The 18376-nt window shown below is 36.9% G+C and carries 14 protein-coding genes; 1 reads left to right on the top strand and 13 read right to left on the bottom strand.

What is annotated here, in order from left to right:
* Positions 1-16: 16 nt before the first annotated feature.
* The 8 genes from BLR83_RS07955 to BLR83_RS07920 form a co-directional block, all read right to left on the bottom strand.
* The gene (locus tag BLR83_RS07955; RefSeq protein ID WP_074561175.1) at positions 17-1525 is read right to left on the bottom strand and encodes an arabinosylfuranosidase ArfA; all 1509 of its coding nucleotides are present in this window, start codon (positions 1523-1525) and stop codon (positions 17-19) included.
* A 37-nt stretch (positions 1526-1562) separates the two neighbouring features.
* Positions 1563-2756, bottom strand: coding sequence for an arabinan endo-1,5-alpha-L-arabinosidase (locus BLR83_RS07950; protein WP_074561174.1), 1194 nt, complete (start codon positions 2754-2756; stop codon positions 1563-1565).
* Between the two features lie 15 nt (positions 2757-2771).
* Positions 2772-5162 (bottom strand): family 43 glycosylhydrolase, encoded by a 2391-nt coding sequence (locus BLR83_RS07945; RefSeq protein ID WP_074561173.1) that lies wholly within the window; start codon positions 5160-5162, stop codon positions 2772-2774.
* 56 nt (positions 5163-5218) lie between these two features.
* The gene (locus BLR83_RS07940) at positions 5219-6181 is read right to left on the bottom strand and encodes a glycoside hydrolase family 43 protein (RefSeq protein ID WP_074561172.1); all 963 of its coding nucleotides are present in this window, start codon (positions 6179-6181) and stop codon (positions 5219-5221) included.
* 105 nt (positions 6182-6286) lie between these two features.
* Positions 6287-6892 (bottom strand): DUF624 domain-containing protein, encoded by a 606-nt coding sequence (locus BLR83_RS07935; protein ID WP_074561171.1) that lies wholly within the window; start codon positions 6890-6892, stop codon positions 6287-6289.
* 5 nt (positions 6893-6897) lie between these two features.
* Positions 6898-7731 carry a carbohydrate ABC transporter permease gene (locus tag BLR83_RS07930; RefSeq protein WP_074561170.1) on the bottom strand — a complete coding sequence of 278 codons (834 nt, stop codon included), beginning with the start codon at positions 7729-7731 and terminating at the stop codon, positions 6898-6900.
* A 9-nt stretch (positions 7732-7740) separates the two neighbouring features.
* Positions 7741-8646 carry a carbohydrate ABC transporter permease gene (locus BLR83_RS07925; protein ID WP_074561169.1) on the bottom strand — a complete coding sequence of 302 codons (906 nt, stop codon included), beginning with the start codon at positions 8644-8646 and terminating at the stop codon, positions 7741-7743.
* A 116-nt stretch (positions 8647-8762) separates the two neighbouring features.
* The gene (locus BLR83_RS07920; protein ID WP_074561168.1) at positions 8763-10103 is read right to left on the bottom strand and encodes an ABC transporter substrate-binding protein; all 1341 of its coding nucleotides are present in this window, start codon (positions 10101-10103) and stop codon (positions 8763-8765) included.
* Positions 10104-10442: 339 nt separating this feature from the next.
* Between BLR83_RS07920 and BLR83_RS07915 the strand changes: the two genes are divergently transcribed.
* Positions 10443-11333: an ArsR/SmtB family transcription factor gene (locus tag BLR83_RS07915; RefSeq protein ID WP_074561167.1), complete on the top strand. Its 891-nt coding sequence runs from the start codon at positions 10443-10445 to the stop codon at positions 11331-11333.
* Positions 11334-11371: 38 nt separating this feature from the next.
* Here BLR83_RS07915 and BLR83_RS07910 read toward each other — a convergent pair whose 3' ends face one another.
* The 5 genes from BLR83_RS07910 to BLR83_RS07890 all read right to left on the bottom strand — a co-directional run bounded on the left by BLR83_RS07910 (position 11372) and on the right by BLR83_RS07890 (position 18370).
* On the bottom strand, positions 11372-11614 hold the full coding sequence (locus BLR83_RS07910) for a DUF6171 family protein (RefSeq protein ID WP_074561166.1): 243 nt from the start codon (positions 11612-11614) through the stop codon (positions 11372-11374).
* A complete protein-coding gene (locus BLR83_RS07905) occupies positions 11611-13563 on the bottom strand; it encodes a glycoside hydrolase family 127 protein (protein WP_074561165.1) in 1953 nt (650 codons plus the stop codon). Before BLR83_RS07905 ends, BLR83_RS07910 begins: the two co-directional genes overlap by 4 nt.
* Positions 13564-13717: 154 nt before the next feature.
* Entirely contained in the window at positions 13718-16081 is a 2364-nt protein-coding gene (locus BLR83_RS07900; RefSeq protein ID WP_074561274.1) for a phosphoketolase family protein, read from the bottom strand.
* A gap of 119 nt (positions 16082-16200) precedes the next feature.
* Positions 16201-17625: an L-arabinose isomerase gene (gene araA, locus BLR83_RS07895; protein WP_074561164.1), complete on the bottom strand. Its 1425-nt coding sequence runs from the start codon at positions 17623-17625 to the stop codon at positions 16201-16203.
* A gap of 43 nt (positions 17626-17668) precedes the next feature.
* Positions 17669-18370 (bottom strand): L-ribulose-5-phosphate 4-epimerase, encoded by a 702-nt coding sequence (locus BLR83_RS07890; RefSeq protein ID WP_074561163.1) that lies wholly within the window; start codon positions 18368-18370, stop codon positions 17669-17671.
* Positions 18371-18376: the final 6 nt, after the last annotated feature.

Here is an 18376-nt window from a genome sequence, read left to right as displayed (position 1 = left end):
TTCTCCTTACCTTTTCTTATTTCACTGCAACTCGAATCATATTCCAAGATAAACCATCAAGAGTAACCTTAAGTTGGTCACCATTAACGGCATATTTATCAGAAACAACTGGTTTAATGTCGTCAGAAGTTAGACTATTAACTGCTTTAATATCGTGACCTGACATATGAGTAAATTCAATCACATCTTCAAAAGCAAGTCCTAAACTATCTACAGCTAAGTCCATTTCTTCACGTGAACGGTTGACTGCAAAAATTGTTAATTCTGTTTCGTCCTCATTCAACACTGAAATTGTTTCAAGATAGGGTACTTTGTCATAGTTTTCTGTCTTATAACCATCACATGAAACAAGTGGAGTCATCACAGTTCCTTTACCGTGTTGTGCAGCTTGCATAAATGGATAGAAAATCGTTTGACGCCATGCTGGACTTTCATTGTCATTTTCTTCTGTGAAAATTGGTGCTATGACATTAACAAGCTGTGCTAGACAAGCAATCTTAATACGATCAGCGTGCTTCAACAATGTGATTAAAAGTGTTCCAAGTACTAGGACATCCTCAAAATTGTAATGATCTTCAAGTTGTGGTGGCGCAATCAACCAAGGTTTGATTTGTTTATCATTTTCATTTGAATGATACCAAATATTCCATTCATCAAATGATAGGTTCATCTGTTTCTTGCTGTGTTTTTTAGCTTTAACCGCATCACAGATAGCTACCACACCTTTGATAAAGTCATCCATATCAAGTGAAGATGCTAAGTACTCTTCTAGATTATTAGCTGGATTACCATAATATTGGTGAAGTGAGAGGTAATCAACATAATCATAAGTGTGGTCTAAAACCGTCAATTCCCAATCACCAAAGGTTGGCATATGACTGGTAGAGCTACCACAAGCAACAAGTTCGATAGAATCATCGACTAATTTCATTGCTTTAGCTGTTTCTGCTGCTGCACGACCATATTCTTCGGCGGTTTTGTGGCCAATTTGCCATGGGCCATCCATTTCATTTCCGATGCACCATGTTTTAAAACCAAACGGTTCTTTTTGGCCGTTTTCAATACGTTTATCACTCCAATATGTACCACCTTCAAAATTGCAGTATTCAACCAAATGACGAGCTTCATCGATACCTCGAGTGCCCATATTGACTGCCATATTAACCTCGACGCCGACTTCTTTAGCCCATTTTGCAAATTCGTGAATACCGACTTGATTAGTTTCAATAGCACGCCATGCTAAATCAGTTCTGACAGGACGTTTGTCTTTTGGACCAATACCATCTTCCCAGTTATATCCTGATAAGAAATTTCCACCAGGGTAACGTACTAAAGTAACACCGAGTTCTTTAACTAACTCTTTAACGTCATTACGAAAACCATCTTCATCACTAGAAATGTGATCAGGTTGGTAAATTCCTCCGTAAACTGCTCTTCCCATATGTTCAATAAATGAACCAAAGAGTCTTTTATCAACTTTTGATATTGTCATATCTTTGACAACTCGTAAAGAAGCTTTCTGCATAATCTTCCCTTTTCTAAGAGGCAGTGACCTCAAAATACTAAATCTTTCTTGCTATAATGCCATAACCTTCAGGTGTCATCCCCGAAAGGACTTGTTCAGTATTTCCATCAACCATTTCTAACCAAGTTTTTACGAGATTTCCTTGCCACTTAAACTCATTGTCACCTGTTTTTTGATAGTCATTCTCTTTAATCGTTTCAGCAATACTTTCTTTTAAGTGATGACATCTATCAAAACGGATAATTTTCCAGTCACCAGCAAGGTCTAAACTTTTCTGTCTACAATCTTCTTCATACAAACAAGGCGACACCACTGGCCAACCACTTGATAACCAAAATATCTTTCTAACATTTAAGAAAAATTCATCCGAAAATGCTTTACGTCTGGCATGGTGAACCATAAATAATTGACCATCCGAACGTTTGAAAATAGAATTATGTCCCGGTGCCAGTACTACTTTTTCTCCTGAAAATTGGTAACTTCCCAAGACCTTCATTCCAATTTCATCAGGATGATGAGTAAAATCATCCATAGCGTATCCCTTACAATCAATATAAGGTCCATCGATGTGACGTGAACGAGCAACTCGAATATTGTAACTATCATTTAAAGAATCATAAGAACAAAAAAGATAATAGTAATCAGTATCTGGGTTGTAATAAATAAATCCACCTTCTATAGCCGTATCAACACTCTGTGGTCGCATAGCTACGCGTCTTCCAAAACCTGCCTCACTTGGCTTACCTGTTTTTTTATCCAAAGGTAAAATATACAAACCACCAAAAAATGAGCCATACAATAGCCACTGCTTACCATCTTTATCTGTGACAACGTTAGCATCAATAGCATTATGGTGACAGATTTCTGGATTCGTCTTAACAACCACTCCTTGATCTTTAAAAGGGCCGATAGGTGTTTTCGCTACCGCTAGACCAATATATGACCGAGTACTACCAAAGGTCGACGCTGAATAATACATCCGATATTCATCGCCATACTGAATAATATCCGGTGCCCAAAGGCCAAGAGCGTTACTCCACTCTTTAGCCTCCTTTGGAACACCAGGCAAGGCTTTCCCAATGAATGCCCAATCAACTAAATCCCGTGACATTCTTATCGGAACTCCCGAAGTTTCAGGTTGTCTAGTATCTGTCGAATATAGAAAATACCGCCCGTCGTGCTCTATAATCGTCGGATCATGAACACCAAAGGTCAATTGATTCTCTTGCATCTCAATTCCTTTTTATCATCTTTTCTTTTCATAGAAAGTTCCTAAAAGACCAGCTGTTAGAACACCACAAATAACTGATAACAAGCTTGACTTTTTAGAACTTACCTTTGTTATCTCTTTAGTTTTAGTAGTAGGAGCTGCAAGTACTGAAGTCTTTTGGACTTTCTTAACTTTAGGAGAGTTGGTTTGATTTTGTTTTTCATGAGGAGTTGTCACACTATCAGAAACATTCATTTCTCGTGCAGCATGAAGAGTTACTGCCAAGGTATTTGGTTTTGATAAAAGTGTTTGATTAACAATTTGCTTAAATCCAAAAGTTGTATCAGCTTGCGCTTTCGATACTACTATTTTTTGATTAGCTCGAGTCGTTTTTGTCGTTGATTTTTGAGTAACTTTATAAGGTTTCACACCCCAAATCACTTCGTTATTATTGCCGACTAGGGCAAAAACGAGACAAGGATTATGACTAGTACTTTCATCTTTTTGAACATCAAAGACACCTTTATAAGTAACATTTTTTGTCTTGATGGTAATGTAGTAATTATTTCCTTTTTTAGTTCTTGTCCAAGTACCTGTCAAAGCTCCAGTCACGGTACCATTCGCATTTAATTGTAGACGTGATTTTGGTAACGGTTGACCTGAAGTATCACGACCGTGATTAACAAATTCATAATCACCAATAAATTGACCCTCACTTGCTTTTGTTAATGTCAAATCTGATTTACGATATTCAAACGGTAAAGCAACCGGCCAATTATCTTCAGTCATGCGCATTGGGTGAACTCGAACCTCATGATACTCAGTTCCTTGATTAAATCGTGTATGATTAACTAGGTACCAATTACCAGATTTATCAATAAAAGCTGAATTGTGTCCTGGCGACATGTAAGCTGACTGCAGACTATCTAAGTTATAGTTACCCATAACCTTGATACCATAGGCATCGTTAACAGGATCAGCAGTCCAACTTGTGTAAGTTGGGTGTTTCCCCTTAGCATCAACATAAAGTCCATCCACACGTTTTGAACGGAACAAACGCATGTTATAGCCACCTTCGCGACCAAGACCACCATAAGTGATAAACATGTAGTAATAATCAGTGTTTTTATCATAAATGATATAAGGTGCTTCACCAGATTGGTGATAACCACCAATTAAATGAGTCCCAAAATATTTATCAATATGACGTCCATCAGCTGTTTTACCATCTTTACCTGGATAAATGGCTTTACCAGTTGTCTTATCCAATTCTAGAAGATAAATACCTCCTGACCAAGAACCGTAACTCATATAAAGCTTGCCAGATTTATCATAAAAGACATTTGGGTCAATAGCATTCGGTGCATAGTCATTATTGTAAGTATGACCATTATCACGGTTCCAGATTGCTGAAAATCCTGGTTCAATAACACCAGCAGCCATCAATTCGTCAATATTAGTACCTTTGTAATTAGTATTACGAGTGCTACCGTCTGTCGAATCTTCTCTTGTAAAACCAGAATAAATCAAACTGTCAACATAATCATATGGTCCTTCCACTGTTTTTGAAACAGCGTAACTAATGACTGAACGTCGCCAAGTTGATGACGTACAGAAATAGTACATGTAAGCACCAGTCGAACCATCAGCCCATTTATAATCTGGGTTCCAGACCACATCTGGCGCCCAAATTGCATAATTTCCGCCAGCACAATCCGCATCATCATATCCAGCCCATTCAAATGGCTTAGCAAGATTTTTATTCAAATCACCAAGAATACTTGATGGATTTTCATACTCATGATTGAAAAGTGGTGTCCAGTTTTGTAAATCTTTTGATTTTGCTTGTCCTAAATGAGAGCCGAAGATGTAATAAGTTCCTGTTTTTTCATCGTAAAAAATAGAAGGGTCGTGAACAGAAACACGTTTAAAATCTTTATCTTTGGCAGTTGCTGTGACAGTCACCTTGCTATCTGTTAAGTCAATAGCAGGTGATTGATTATCAGCAAGTGCCTTAGTTCCAAGAGTCGTGCTTTCACTATCTGCTGCCTGAGCAGGATTAACATCAGAAGGAGTTTCGACTGACTCAACTGGTTTGTCTTGAGTTGCCAGGGCCTCTGTTTCTGACTGTGATTCAAGCTCTGTATCTACTTGATTTGCTACTTGTGTATCAGTAGATACTTGTGACTCATTATCAGAAGTCTGTGAATTAGCATCAACTTCTGTAGAATTTGTTTGATTCTCCTCAGGCAATGACTGCGATTGACTGAGCAAAATCGGTGACTCAGAAACTACATTAGTTTCTTCTGCTTGGACAGTCACACCACCTGATAACAAAGCAATGGACACTCCCAGTAGTACACTGCTTGCACCAAGATGACTTTTGCGAATTGAAAAGCGTTGGCGAACATTTCCATTTGTCTGCATGATTTTTCCTCCAAATACCCTTTTTAATATCCTAAAACCATGTCTTTTATCAACTATTACATTACTTGACCAGGCTCACCAAATACTGGAAATCCCTTATCATCCCAAGAAAAGATTTGAGCATTGGCGTGTCGGTTTGGATTATCAAGCGGATCTCCAGCTTTATTTTTTTCTGGACGCGCATGGAAAATGAGAACATCTTGGGTGTCATCTTCACTACGTGTGAATGAATTATGCCCTGGCCCATAGAGATGATTTTTCTCAGATGAAACAAAGACAGGTTTTTCTGATTTGTGCCAAGAATAACCATCTAGCAAATCATCACCAATATTTGCCCAAAGTAGCCCCATCGCATAATTTTCATCCGTTGCGCTGGCTGAATAAGTCACAAAAACTTTACCGTTTCGGATTAAAACTGCTGGTCCTTCATTAACCAAGAATCCTATTTTCTCCCAATCATACTCAGGAATGGTCAATAATTTTTGCGGACCTGTGAGTGTCCATGGATTTTCCATTTTTGAAATATAAAGGTTTGAATTGCCTGGAATGCGTGGATCAAGTTGTGCCCAAATGTAATACAAGTCATTTTCCAATTCAAAAGCTGTCGCATCAATACTAAAGCTTTCGTACTGCGTTTTTACCTGTCCTTTTTCCACCCATTTACCCTCCATAGGGTTAGCGCTTTCATTTTCTAGTACAAACATCCGATGGTGATGAAATTGACTACGTTCAACCGCATCATCACTTGCTGCAAAATAAATGTACCATTTACCTCGTAGATAATGAATTTCTGGTGCCCAGACCAATTCACTTAGCGGTCCAGATTCGTGCGCATGCCAAATCGTTTTAACCTCGGCTGACTCCCCCAAGCCATTTAAGGTTTTCGCACGACGCAACTCGATTGTTTGATAACCAGGAACAGAACCTGTGAAGTAATAATAACCATCTGTGTGTTTATACACCCAAGGGTCAGCACGCTCCACAACGATAGGATTGTGATAGATTAATTCTTCCACCATTAATTTTTAATTTTTTCTAATAAAGTAATACAACTCTATTAGACAGACCTTTCTTTTAATTTTAATAAATATTTTTTATATCGACTTCAATATTACAATTATGGCTTATTTAATCCATCTATGACTCTTATAATCATGATTTATCATTAAATAAGCAACATATATTCCCAAAGAAAATAGAACTAGAAACATCCAATTTTTAAAGACTGCAATGATTCCCAATGCCATCAATGTTACCACTCCAAAAATTGTTGAGCGTTTAAAAATTAAAGGACTTAAAAGTACTACTTTATAATCTTTTAAAGTTAACTTACTCATTTGCGTTGCTAAATAACATATATGAAAAGCTACAAATAAGTTATATACCATTAAAATAATTATAGGAATTTGAAAAACTGCTTGAAGAAGTTCAAATCGACTAATCATTAAAAGTTCAAAAAAAGCAATGATTTCTACAGCTACAGGTAAAAACAAGAACAACTTATTGTGCCTGAATGCTTCTTTATAATTCTGAATATAACGACGTGCAAACTCAGTATAAGCGTAGTCATTCTCAAAAATTCGTGGAAGCTCAATTAACTTCAAAATAGCTATGGTACTTGGAATAGCTCCAAATATGACTAAACCAATTGTTGTTCCCATTATCCATAAAAAATTTAAAATAATAAATAGTACAGCTACATGTAGCCAATTCATTGCTTTCTGCCACATAATAATTAACCTTTCATACCTGAAATTGCAACGGATTCAATAATTTGTTTTTGGAAAATAATAAACACAATTAACACCGGTAATAGTGAAACAACTGAAGCTGCCATAATCAATGGATAATCAGTTTGAATTGCATAGGCAGCATTTAAGTTTGCAATAACAACTTGTAACGTTTGTTTTTCTGGAGAGTTCAAATAGATTAGAGGTGCCAAGTAATCATTCCATGTTCCCATAAACCAGAGAATAAATTGTGCAGCAATTGCTGGGCGAATTAATGGGAAAATAAGATTAAAAAATATCTTTAAATAACTTGCACCATCAATTTTAGCTGCTTCAATAATTGAATCTGGAACACTTGATAAATATTGTCGCAAGAAGAAAATCATTGTGATATTACCAAATAATCCCGGAATAATTAATGGTAACAACGTATCAACCCAGCCAATTTTTGAAAACATCATAAATTGTGGAATCATCACTGCAGGATAAGGAATCATAATTGCAGCCAAAAGAATCAAAAATAAGAGATTTTTAAATGGCATTTTTAATTTTGCAAACGAGAACGCCGCCATACTAGAGGTAATCGTACCGATAATTGTAACAGTTAATGACACAATCACAGTATTTTTTATCCCTGAAACAAGAGTATCCAAATCTAACAATCTCTTATATGCATCTATTCTTATAGGATTTGGAATCCATTGTGGTGGTAGTTGAAAAACACCATTTTTATCTTTTAAAGAAGTTGAAACCATCCATAATAGAGGACCTATCATAACTATAGAACCTATTAATAAGATGATGACAATCAATACATGTGATAATTGTAATTTTTTCATGACATCCCCCTAATCAACTGTATATTCAGAACGACTATTAATCCAAAATTGAAGAGCTGTAACTGCAAATACTATTACTGCCAGTACTAATGCCATACTACATGCATATCCCATTTGCCAGTTCTTAAACGCTTTTTGCCAGATGTACCAAACAATTGTTGCAGAACTATATTCAGGTCCCCCTGTTGGTGTCATAATATTAATTTCTGTAAATATTTGTGAACCACCGATAATATTAGTTACAATCAAGAAGAAAGTAACAGGTTTAACCATTGGCCAAGTGATATTTCTAAATTTCTGGAATGCAGTAGCACCATCAAGCTCGGCCGCTTCATAAAAAGTTTTTGGAACACTTTGAATAGCTGCTAAATAAAGTAACATTGAGTATCCAAGCCCTTTCCAAACAGTCATCAAGATAATAGCTGGTTTTACTGTCGTAGGATTTTGCAGCCAGTTGGGGCCATCAATACCAAAAATATCTAATACTTGGTTAACTAACCCGAAATCACCATTATAGGCCCATTGCCACAAAATTGAAATAGCTGCTAAAGATGATATTACTGGGATATAATAAATTGTCCTAAAAATTGTTGTTCCCTTGATTCCTCTACTTAAAGCAGAGGCCAAAGCGAACGAAAGAATCAATCCAATTGGAATACCTAACATTAAAAATAGTGTGTTCCACATTGTCTTATAAAAATATGGGTCACGAAGTAATTTTTGAAAATTTTCTGTTCCAATAAAATTCATTCTTCCTAAACCGTTCCAATCAGTTAAAGAAGCATAAATTGAATATAAAAACGGTAATAATGAAAATACTAAAAATCCAATGACTGGTAAAATCACAAACATAAATGCAACACGATACTCATGAGCATATAAATTGCTTTTTTTCTTTGCTTTTACTGTCGACATCTCAACATCTCCTTACAAATAAATAGGTGACCATCAAGCCACCTACTCATTTTTATCTAGTTCAAATACTTTAAATAATTCTATTTTTGTAATTTAAAGTTTATATTAAATCTAAATTATTTAGCGGTAGCTTTTTGCTGGTTAATTGCATCCAATTTTTCTTGCATTTTTGGCTGAACTTCTTTAACATAATCCGCAGCTGTCTTTTTACCATCTAATACAGGTTGGATATTAATCCAAAATTCATCATACCACTCTGGATTATATGTATTAGCACCAGGCAGTGCTCGTCCATAATCCTCAACAATATCAAGAAATTCCTTCTTGTTATTAGGCATAGTTGTTGTATCTGAAGCCCATTTTTCAGCCATATCTTTCAAATTAGGAATTTGAATTTTAGCATCAACAAGTTGTTGTTGGCATTCTTTTGAAGCACATAGATATTCTACTAATTTAGCTGATTTTTCAGGATTTTTAGTTGCATTTGACACACCAATACCTAAAGAACCAATATAAGCTGCAGATTTACCAGTTTTACCTGCTGGCCAAGGAATTAAATCATATTCAAAATCTAATTTATCATAAGTACTCATATCCCAAGGCCCTACAGGGAAGAATGCAATTTCTCCGTTCATCCAACGTTGATATGTATCCAAAGTTTGTGAATCACTGACTGACGGAGTTACTTTATAAACATTTTGAAGATCTGCCATAAACTGTAATGCTTCAGTAAATTCAGGTGTATTGATTGTAACTTTATCTTTAGCCTCATTAGCCCAATCACCACCATTACTCCATACAAATGAAGGCAAACTCCATTGAACATTAAAACCTGTTGCCCATTGATCTAGTTTACCATCCCCGTTAGAATCTCGTGTCAATTTTTTACAAACATCAACGAATTCGTCCCATGTATAAGGTTTATCAGGATCTGGAAGATCTACTCCGGCCGCCTTAAACATATCTTTATTGTAACCAAGTGCAAACGGACCTACATCTTTTGGTAGTCCATAAATTGCACCTTTACCAATTTTTTCACCATCATATCGATAGCTATTCACTCCATATTCCCAAATATTATTTAAATCAAAATCTGATTTTTCAACATATTTTGTTATATCTTTAAGAACACCGTTATCAGCATAAGCCATTACACTTCCTTGTTCAACATAAAAGACGTCAGGAGTCTTACCGCCAGAAATGGCTGCTTGCAATTTAGTAGAATACTGATCAGCATCTGTAGCAATGACTTTTACTTTTACATTTTCTTTTTTTTCAAACTCATCGATAGCTGATTGATATGCTTTTTTTTCATCCTCAGCTCCACGAAACATAAATGTTATCGTATCTGATGCTTTACTAGCAGAAGTTTTTTTACTGCACCCTGTTACTACACATGCACCTAAACCAATAGTTGTAGCTAGAGCAGCCACTTTAAACCACTTATTAACTTTCATTTTTTTACCTCAATCAAATTCCCTTTTTAATTCGCATTTTTGTTTATCTTTCCCCTATCAAGATAAACAAAATATAAAACTTTAAATTAATGTTTTTGTTAATCTTGTTTTTCTCTGATTCTCCTTTTTCATTGATTAAAAGCGCTTTCATTTCGTTTTATGACTTTATTATAACACTTTAAGTTCACAATTCAAGTATTTTTTTAGAAAAAATGATAGATTTTTTTGAAAAAACAGTTTATAATTAGCTTAATTTTAAACATTATTTTCTGTTAATTCAGAAATTTTATTTACAAAGATTAATAATAATGTTAATATTATTTCAAAAGGAGGTCCCTTATGCAACTTGAAATCAATTCAGAATCTCTCCCAGTCTACGAAGCACTCGCTAGCAAGGTAAGATTACAAATCATTCAACTACTCTCCCAAAAAAGTATGAATATCAAAGAAATCGCTGAAGAATTACAATTAAGTAGTGCTATTATCACCCAGCACATCAAAAAATTAGAAGAAGCTCAAATTGTAAAAACTGAGCGCATTGGTCACCAGAAAGTTGTCAGCGTCGGAATCGACCATATTGAAATTAATTTTCCTAAAAAGATTTTCAGCTCATATTCTACTGTCGAAACAAATATTCCTGTCGGCCATTACACTGATTATTCAGTTGAGCCGACATGTGGTTTAGCAAGTAAAGATGATTTCATTGGTCCAGTTGATGAACCACGTTATTTCATGGTACCAGAACGAATGAAAGCTCAAATCGTTTGGTTCACCCAAGGTTTTTTAGAATATCAAGCTCCTAATTTATTAAAGGAGGGTGACACTTTAAAAATGATGGAAATCTCATTTGAAATTTCATCTGAATTTCCATTCACTAATAACAACTGGCCATCTGATATTACTTTCTCACTAAATGATTACGAATTGGGTTCATGGACTAGCCCTGGTGATTTTGGTGATATTCGCGGTAAGTATACACCAAAATGGTACCCAGATCACCTTAACCAATACGGCCTCCTAAAAACCATTCGTATCACAGATCTTGGTACTAACATCGATGGCGATTTTCTGTCAACTCTTAAAATTTCTGACTTAGATACTTCTGCAGATACTTGGAAATTCCGTTTTGAAGTAAAAAAAGACGCTAAAAACGTCGGTGGTTGTACACTATTTGGCGAAAACTTTGGTAATTACAAACAAGATATTAAAGTTAAACTATTTTATAGCTAATAAAGACAAAAAAGGACGGCTTTTAGCCGTCCTTTTTCTCACCATTTTCCTTCTGGGCATGTCTTTACAGCTAGAGCTGTTCTAAATTTGTAGTAACAGCCACATTTTCCACAAGTATGACCAAGTCGTTGTGGACAACTTTGACAGATTGACTGACGACGTTGCCACTCATCATCATCAACTAAATTAAATTCTAACGCCAATTGTTCCGCAATAGATTCTTCAATCTCTTGGTCTGACATTGCCACCTTCGCTGCACAACCAAAACACGGTGTTGTCATGGTATACTTCTCCCTTCTTCTGGAAACCAAACTTGCATATCCATCTCACCTTGATTACCCCAAAGATAGTAAGGTATCATGATCAAATTAGACAAACTTGAAGTTTCTTTATAATCAAATCGATAAAGTCTCTTTTCTTGCCAAGTGTCAACTTTTTGACACGGAAGCGTCAAACTAGTATAAATTCCAAAATCTTTTGTTACCTTTACAGCCTGAGCTTGATTAATAAATTTAGAATCTAAACGATAATACTTCAAATTAGGATTATCAGCAGCCTGAGCACAATAAATAAATGGCCCTCTTTGAATAGCTACTCTGCCAATATCCGCACGAACTTCTGGATTACTATAAACAGTTAAAATTGGCTGACTAAACTGTAATACTAGATGAGCACTATCTTCTAAAAAGATTTTAATCCGACGACCTTTGTGTTGCAAAATCTTAGCATTTTCACAAGTTACACTAAAATCTTTTGCCCAATAAGGCTCCTGCAAATACAAAATCTTTTGTTGACCAGAATAAGTTATTTCCACCTTGTTTCCAAATGGAAAATCTGTCTTTTGCTCTAGACAAAAATTTCCACCTTTTAACTGGCTGGCAATAAAAAGATTAAGATAAAGTTCATTACCACTTTCTAAGTAAATATAACGCCCAATTGAGGCAATCGTTCTTGCAAAATTAGGTGGACAGCAAGCGCATCCAAGCCAATCTGGACGTTGTGTTTTTACATGTCCCTTACCAGGATTATGATAACAAGAATCAACATCAACTTCTAAAGGATTAACATAAAAGAAATGTTTTCCATCCGCAGCTGCTCCCGATAAAATGCCATTATAAAGCACGCGCTCCATAATATCGACGTATTCTGATTTTGGTGAAATCTGAAATAACTCGTAAGCAAAATAAAGAAGAGCAATCGAAGCACAAGTCTCACAATACATAGTATCGTTTGGCAAATCATAAGAACCAACAAAAGCCTCACCATGAACAGTCGAACCAACACCACCAGTCACATACATCTTGCGGTACACAATATCATCCCAAATCTCTAAACATGCCTGATACAACTCTGAATCGAAATCACGTGCCACAATCTTTGCCATACCAGTTGCCATATAAAGCATACGCACTGCATGACCAAGAGCATGTTTTTGGTGTTTTGGCTGCGTGTAAGCCTGCAAATACTCCAAATCAATCCTTGGATTGTCATCTGATAACCCAGCAGCAAGATTGGCGACTACTTCTTCACGATAAAAATTTGGATTTTTTCCACGAACATCAATAAAGAATTGTGCCAAATGCAAATAAGAGTCGTCCTTGGTATAATCATATAATTTTACAAGCGCTAATTCAATTTCCTGATGTCCATCCGCGCCTTGAATCTGATTTTCCCCGTAACCAAAATGCTCGGAAATATTGGCAACAAAACGTTTAGCCACATTTAGCAATTTATCTTTTCCTGTCGCTTTGTCATAAGCTATCGCCGCTTCAATCAAATGCCCAGCGCAGTACAATTCATGACTGAAATAAAGCTGACGGTATTTTAATTTAGGAAATTTCAACTGAAAATAGGTATCAAGATAACCATCTGGCTCTTGAGCACGTTCAATGATATCTATTACCTCGTCTGCTTGTGATTCCAAGTCAGAATCCGGCTTACTTTGCAAAATCACACCGACTGACTCTATCCACTTGTAAACATCGCTATCTTGAAAAAACCAGCCAAAATGTTCTCCCGTCGTGAGTCCTGCAGCAATTTTAAAATTCTCAATCGCATGGCTTTTTCCTGCTGGTAAGCTGTCATCCTTGCGCTCTGCTTGAACATCTACTGCAAGCTCATCTTTAAGAACTTGTAATTGATAAGGAATCGTTTTTTCCTTGATTAACTGTAAATAATGTTGCCAAAAAGGCGATGTAATTGTAATGTCTTTTAATTCAAATTCTTTCATGACACATTCACCTATCATTAACATCTTATAATATCGAAAAAAGAGACCACCAAATCACATATGACACATGATTGTTGGCCTCCTTTCTCGTGTTAGAATAGTTAGATTTATAAGTATTAGTTTTTAGTAGTTAAAATAAAGGTTTTAGCAAAAATTAGTTAATATTTTCCCATTCCCAATTTTGAACTTCAGGAATATCATCACCATTTTCACGGATGTAAGCAGTGTGGTAAGCCACTTTGTCATCCATTTCTTTAGCAAATTCAACTGCTTTGTCACCAAGAACAGCTTGGGCAGCATCTTTTGCAATGTGGAATCGGTCCATTTCTGAAAGGACACGCATATCAAATGGTGTTGTGATATCACCATTTTCACGGTAACCATGAACGTAAACGTTGTGGTTAGCACGATTGAAGAACAAATCGCGAATCATATCTTCATAGCCGTGGAAACCAAAGATAACTGGTTTATCTGTTGTGAAGAGTTTGTTAAATTCTTCGTCAGAAAGGCCACGAGGGTCAACTTTTGGTGAACGAAGTTTAAGAATATCCACAACGTTAATAAAACGAATCTTGATATCTGGGAAAGCTTTGTGAAGAATTGAAATACCAGCCAACACTTCCAAGTTTGGTTCTGTACCAGCTGCTGCAAAAACAACATCAGGTTCTTGACCGTTATCATTCGAAGCCCATTCAATTACTTTGTAGCCTTCACGCGCCAATTCTTCTGCTTCTTCAACAGAATAGAATTGAGGGCGTGGATGTTTAGATGTGACAAGAACATTGATTTTATCCTCATCAGCAAGAGCTTTTTCCATCACTGCAAAGAGTGAGTTTGAGTCAGCTGGCAAGTACTCACGAATAAATTCTGGTGTTTTTTCTGCCAAGTGAGTCAATAGACCTGGGTCTTGGTGAGTGTAGCCATTGTGGTCTTGTTGGAAAACAGTTGATGTTGCAATCAAGTTAAGTGATGGGTAGTTTTTACGCCAATCAGTGTGTGTTTTTGATTTACGCAACCATTTAAAATGTTGTGTAATCATTGAATCAACAACGCGAAGGAATGATTCATATGATGCAAAGAATCCGTGACGTCCAGTCAAGACATAACCTTCTAAGAAACCTTCTGCTTGGTGTTCTGACAATTGTGAATCAATAACACGACCAACTGGTGAAATCCATTCATCGTATGAGTCATCACGACGGCCAAGCCATTGGCGATTTGTCACTTTGAAGACATTGTTCAAGCGATTTGATTTTGTTTCATCAGGACCAAAGATACGGAAGTTATCTGGGTTTGCTTGCATCAAATCAGCAACATAATTACCAAATTCAATCATATCTTGTTTCATGACGCTACCAGGTTTTGTAGTGTCAATAGCATGTTTGCGCCAATCAGCAAGGTCAAGTTTTTTAACAACACCGGCATTAGTGATTGGGTTCATTGACATACGGCGGTCACCTTTTGGTGAAATCGCACGAATTTCTTCTTTGATGTAACCTTTTTCGTCAAAGAGTTCTTCTGGACGATATGAATTCAACCAGCTTGTCAAATGGTCAATATATTCCATGTGACCTGCTTCAACAGGAATTGGAACTTGGTGAGCACGAAAACCACCTTCAATTGGTTCACCATTCCATTCTTTTGGACCAGTCCATCCTTTTGGAATGCGGACAATAAGCACTGGCCAAACTGGTTGTGTAGCTTCTTTCGCTGGGTGTTTACGAGCTTCAGCTTGAATAGCTTTAATTTCTTCAATAACCGCATCAAGTGTTTCTGCCATTTGTCCGTGAATGACTTCAGGGTCTTTACCTTCTACAAAGTATGGTTTCCAACCAAATCCTTCAAACAAACGAGTCAACTCTTCATCAGTTTTACGAGCAAGAATTGTTGGATTGTGAATTTTACCACCATTTAGGTAAAGGATTGGAAGAACAGCACCATCATTAACTGGGTTGATGAATGTATTTGAGAACCAACCAGCATTAAGTGGACCAGTTTCAGCTTCACCATCACCGATAACAGTTGCGGCAATCACATCAGGATTATCAAGGATAGCACCTGTGGCATGTGAAAGAGCATAACCAAGTTCACCACCTTCGTGGATAGATCCTGGTGTTTCTGGCGCAGCGTGTGAGGCAATACCGCCAGGGAATGAGAAGATTTTACAAAGTTTTTTAAGACCTGCTTCATCTTGTGTAATTTGTGGATAACGTTCAGTATATGAACCGTCAATGTATGAGTTAGAAACCATAACTTGTCCACCGTGACCAGGTCCTTCAATGTAAAACATGTTAAGGTCGTATTTATTGATAACACGGTTCAAGTGAGCATAAATAAAGTTTTGCCCAGCAATTGTTCCCCAGTGACCAATTGGGTGAACTTTAACATCTTCTTTAGTCACTTCACGACGCATCAATGGATTATCTTTCAAATACATTTGCGCTACTGAAATGTAATTAGCTGCTCGCCACCAAGCATCAACTTTTGATAGGTATTCTTTTGAATTATAGTCTGTCATAACCATCGCTTTCTTTTCTAAAAATTTTTAAAAAAATAACGGGAGAAAGACTGCATACAATCCATCTCCCATCTACACAAATAAATAAGAGGGAGGAGTGTTTTCTTTTTTATTAAAGATTATTTAATAACTACATAATCTACGCCGACCATTTTAGCCCAAGCAACAACTTGGTCAGATGTAGCGTTAAGTGAAACAACTGTGTGGTGACCGCCACCAGCTTCAATCCAAGATTTCACACCTTCGTGGAAGTTTGGTTTGACTTCCCAAAGAACGCGTGCTACTGGAAGGTTGGGTGCAGCTTCTGTTGGTTCGAAGGCTTCAACTTCGTTAATCAAAAGTTTGAAGTTTGTTCCGAAGTCTGCCATTGACACAACCACACCAGCGCCAGCTTTACCATCAAAGATCAAACGAGCTGGGTCTTCTTTACCACCGATACCAAGTGGGTTAACACTGATTTTTGGTTTGTTGTGAGCAAGAGTTGGGTCAACTTCAAGCATGTGAGATTCAAGAGCGGCTTCTTTACCTACAGCAAGTTCATAAGTGTAATCTTCCATAAATCCAGTGCTTTGGTTATGAGACATTACTTTCATAAAGCGGTCAAGCGCAGCTGTTTTCCAGTCACCTTCACCAGCAAAACCATAACCTTGTGCCATCAAACGTTGAACAGCAAGACCAGGAAGTTGTTTCATACCATGAAGGTCTTCAAAGTTATCTGAGAAGGCAGTGTAGCCACCAGCATCCAAGAAACGTTTCAAAGCAATTTCATAACGCGCTTGTTCTTTAACATGGCTTTCCCAAGTTTCAACATCATAGTCACCATAATCAAAATCATAAAGTTCTTTGTATTCTGCAAAAAGAGCATCAACTTCTTCGTCAGTGACTTGATTAATCACTTCAACCAAATCACCGATACCAAAGTAATCAACAGTCCAACCAAATTTGATTTGTGCTTCGATTTTATCACCATCTGTAACCGCCACATTACGCATGTTATCACCAAAACGAGCAACTTTAATTTCAAATCCAGCATTGTAAGCTACGGCAACATCCATCCAGTCACCGATTTGTTTCTGAACATTTTCATTTTTCCAGTAACCAACAACGACTTTATTATTTTTTTGAAGACGAGCGTTAATATAACCATATTCACGATCACCGTGAGCTGATTGATTCAAGTTCATGAAATCCATGTCAATGGTTGCCCAAGGAATAGATTCGTTAAATTGTGTTGCCAAATGTAGCAATGGTTTTTGAAGCAATTTTGTTCCGCGAATCCACATTTTAGCAGGTGAGAATGTGTGCATCCAAGTGATAACACCAGCAACTTCATCACGGTAGTTGATTTCTTTCATCAATTTTGTGATGTTGTCAGCTGAAACAGCCAATTCTTCTTGGAAAACAAGTGGATAAGGAAGGTTACCGCTAGCATTCAAAGTTGCGACCATTTCACGCGCATGTTTTTTAACTTCTTCAAGAGCATCTTCACCATACAAATGTTGTGAACCAACGACAAACCAAAATTCTTTTTTTGCTTCTAACATAATATTTCTCCTTTTTATTTCCTTTTTAATGATTAATCATAAGTTAACGATTTGCTTGACCATAATAGGCATTTTTACCATGTTTACGGTTATAGTGCTTATCAGAGATGTATTGTGGCAACTCTGGTGCAAATGGGTTTAGGAAACGTGTGATAGCATTCATGCGACAAACTTCTTCCAAGACCACTGCGTGCATGACAGCATCATAAGCATCTGTTCCCCAAGTAAATGGGCCATGACCTTGCAAAAGTACTCCAGGTACTGCCATCGGATCCAAGCCACGTTCGGTAAATGTTTCTACGATGACATTACCCGTTTCGTGTTCATATCCTGCATCTAATTCTTCTTTGGTTAAGAAACGCGCGCAAGGAACTGAACCGTAAAAGGTATCCGCATGAGTGGTTCCCATTGCTGGAACGTCTTGTCCTGACTGTGCCCAACTTGCTGCCCAAGGTGAGTGAGTATGAACGATACCACCAATCTCTGGGTAAGTTTTGTAGAGCACCGCATGGGTTGGCATATCTGATGATGGTCGAAGGTCACCTTCAACAACATTTCCATCAAAATCACAAACCACCATATCATCTGCTGTCATCTTGTCATAATCAACACCTGATGGTTTGATGACAAAGAGTCCTGACTCACGGTCAACCTCACTGACATTTCCCCATGTGTATTGGATAAGGTGACGTTTTGGTAATTCCAAGTTAGCTTGATAGACTTTTTCTTTTAAATCTTCTAACATGTCTTT

Origin of the sequence: Streptococcus equinus, assembly GCF_900101445.1 — a bacterium.
Lineage (GTDB): Bacteria > Bacillota > Bacilli > Lactobacillales > Streptococcaceae > Streptococcus > Streptococcus equinus_B.
The sequence above is the reverse complement of the archived record's forward strand: the minus strand, read 5'-3'. Positions and strand labels throughout refer to the sequence as shown.

Coding starts and splice junctions, on each gene's coding strand:
- BLR83_RS07955 (WP_074561175.1), bottom strand. CDS start 1,525: ATGCAGAAAGCTTCTTTACGAGTTGTCAAAGATATGACAATATCAAAA.
- BLR83_RS07950 (WP_074561174.1), bottom strand. CDS start 2,756: ATGCAAGAGAATCAATTGACCTTTGGTGTTCATGATCCGACGATTATA.
- BLR83_RS07945 (WP_074561173.1), bottom strand. CDS start 5,162: ATGCAGACAAATGGAAATGTTCGCCAACGCTTTTCAATTCGCAAAAGT.
- BLR83_RS07890 (WP_074561163.1), bottom strand. CDS start 18,370: ATGTTAGAAGATTTAAAAGAAAAAGTCTATCAAGCTAACTTGGAATTA.
- BLR83_RS07935 (WP_074561171.1), bottom strand. CDS start 6,892: ATGTGGCAGAAAGCAATGAATTGGCTACATGTAGCTGTACTATTTATT.
- BLR83_RS07925 (WP_074561169.1), bottom strand. CDS start 8,646: ATGTCGACAGTAAAAGCAAAGAAAAAAAGCAATTTATATGCTCATGAG.
- BLR83_RS07930 (WP_074561170.1), bottom strand. CDS start 7,731: ATGAAAAAATTACAATTATCACATGTATTGATTGTCATCATCTTATTA.
- BLR83_RS07910 (WP_074561166.1), bottom strand. CDS start 11,614: ATGACAACACCGTGTTTTGGTTGTGCAGCGAAGGTGGCAATGTCAGAC.
- BLR83_RS07915 (WP_074561167.1), top strand. CDS start 10,443: ATGCAACTTGAAATCAATTCAGAATCTCTCCCAGTCTACGAAGCACTC.
- araA (WP_074561164.1), bottom strand. CDS start 17,625: ATGTTAGAAGCAAAAAAAGAATTTTGGTTTGTCGTTGGTTCACAACAT.
- BLR83_RS07900 (WP_074561274.1), bottom strand. CDS start 16,081: ATGACAGACTATAATTCAAAAGAATACCTATCAAAAGTTGATGCTTGG.
- BLR83_RS07940 (WP_074561172.1), bottom strand. CDS start 6,181: ATGGTGGAAGAATTAATCTATCACAATCCTATCGTTGTGGAGCGTGCT.
- BLR83_RS07920 (WP_074561168.1), bottom strand. CDS start 10,103: ATGAAAGTTAATAAGTGGTTTAAAGTGGCTGCTCTAGCTACAACTATT.
- BLR83_RS07905 (WP_074561165.1), bottom strand. CDS start 13,563: ATGAAAGAATTTGAATTAAAAGACATTACAATTACATCGCCTTTTTGG.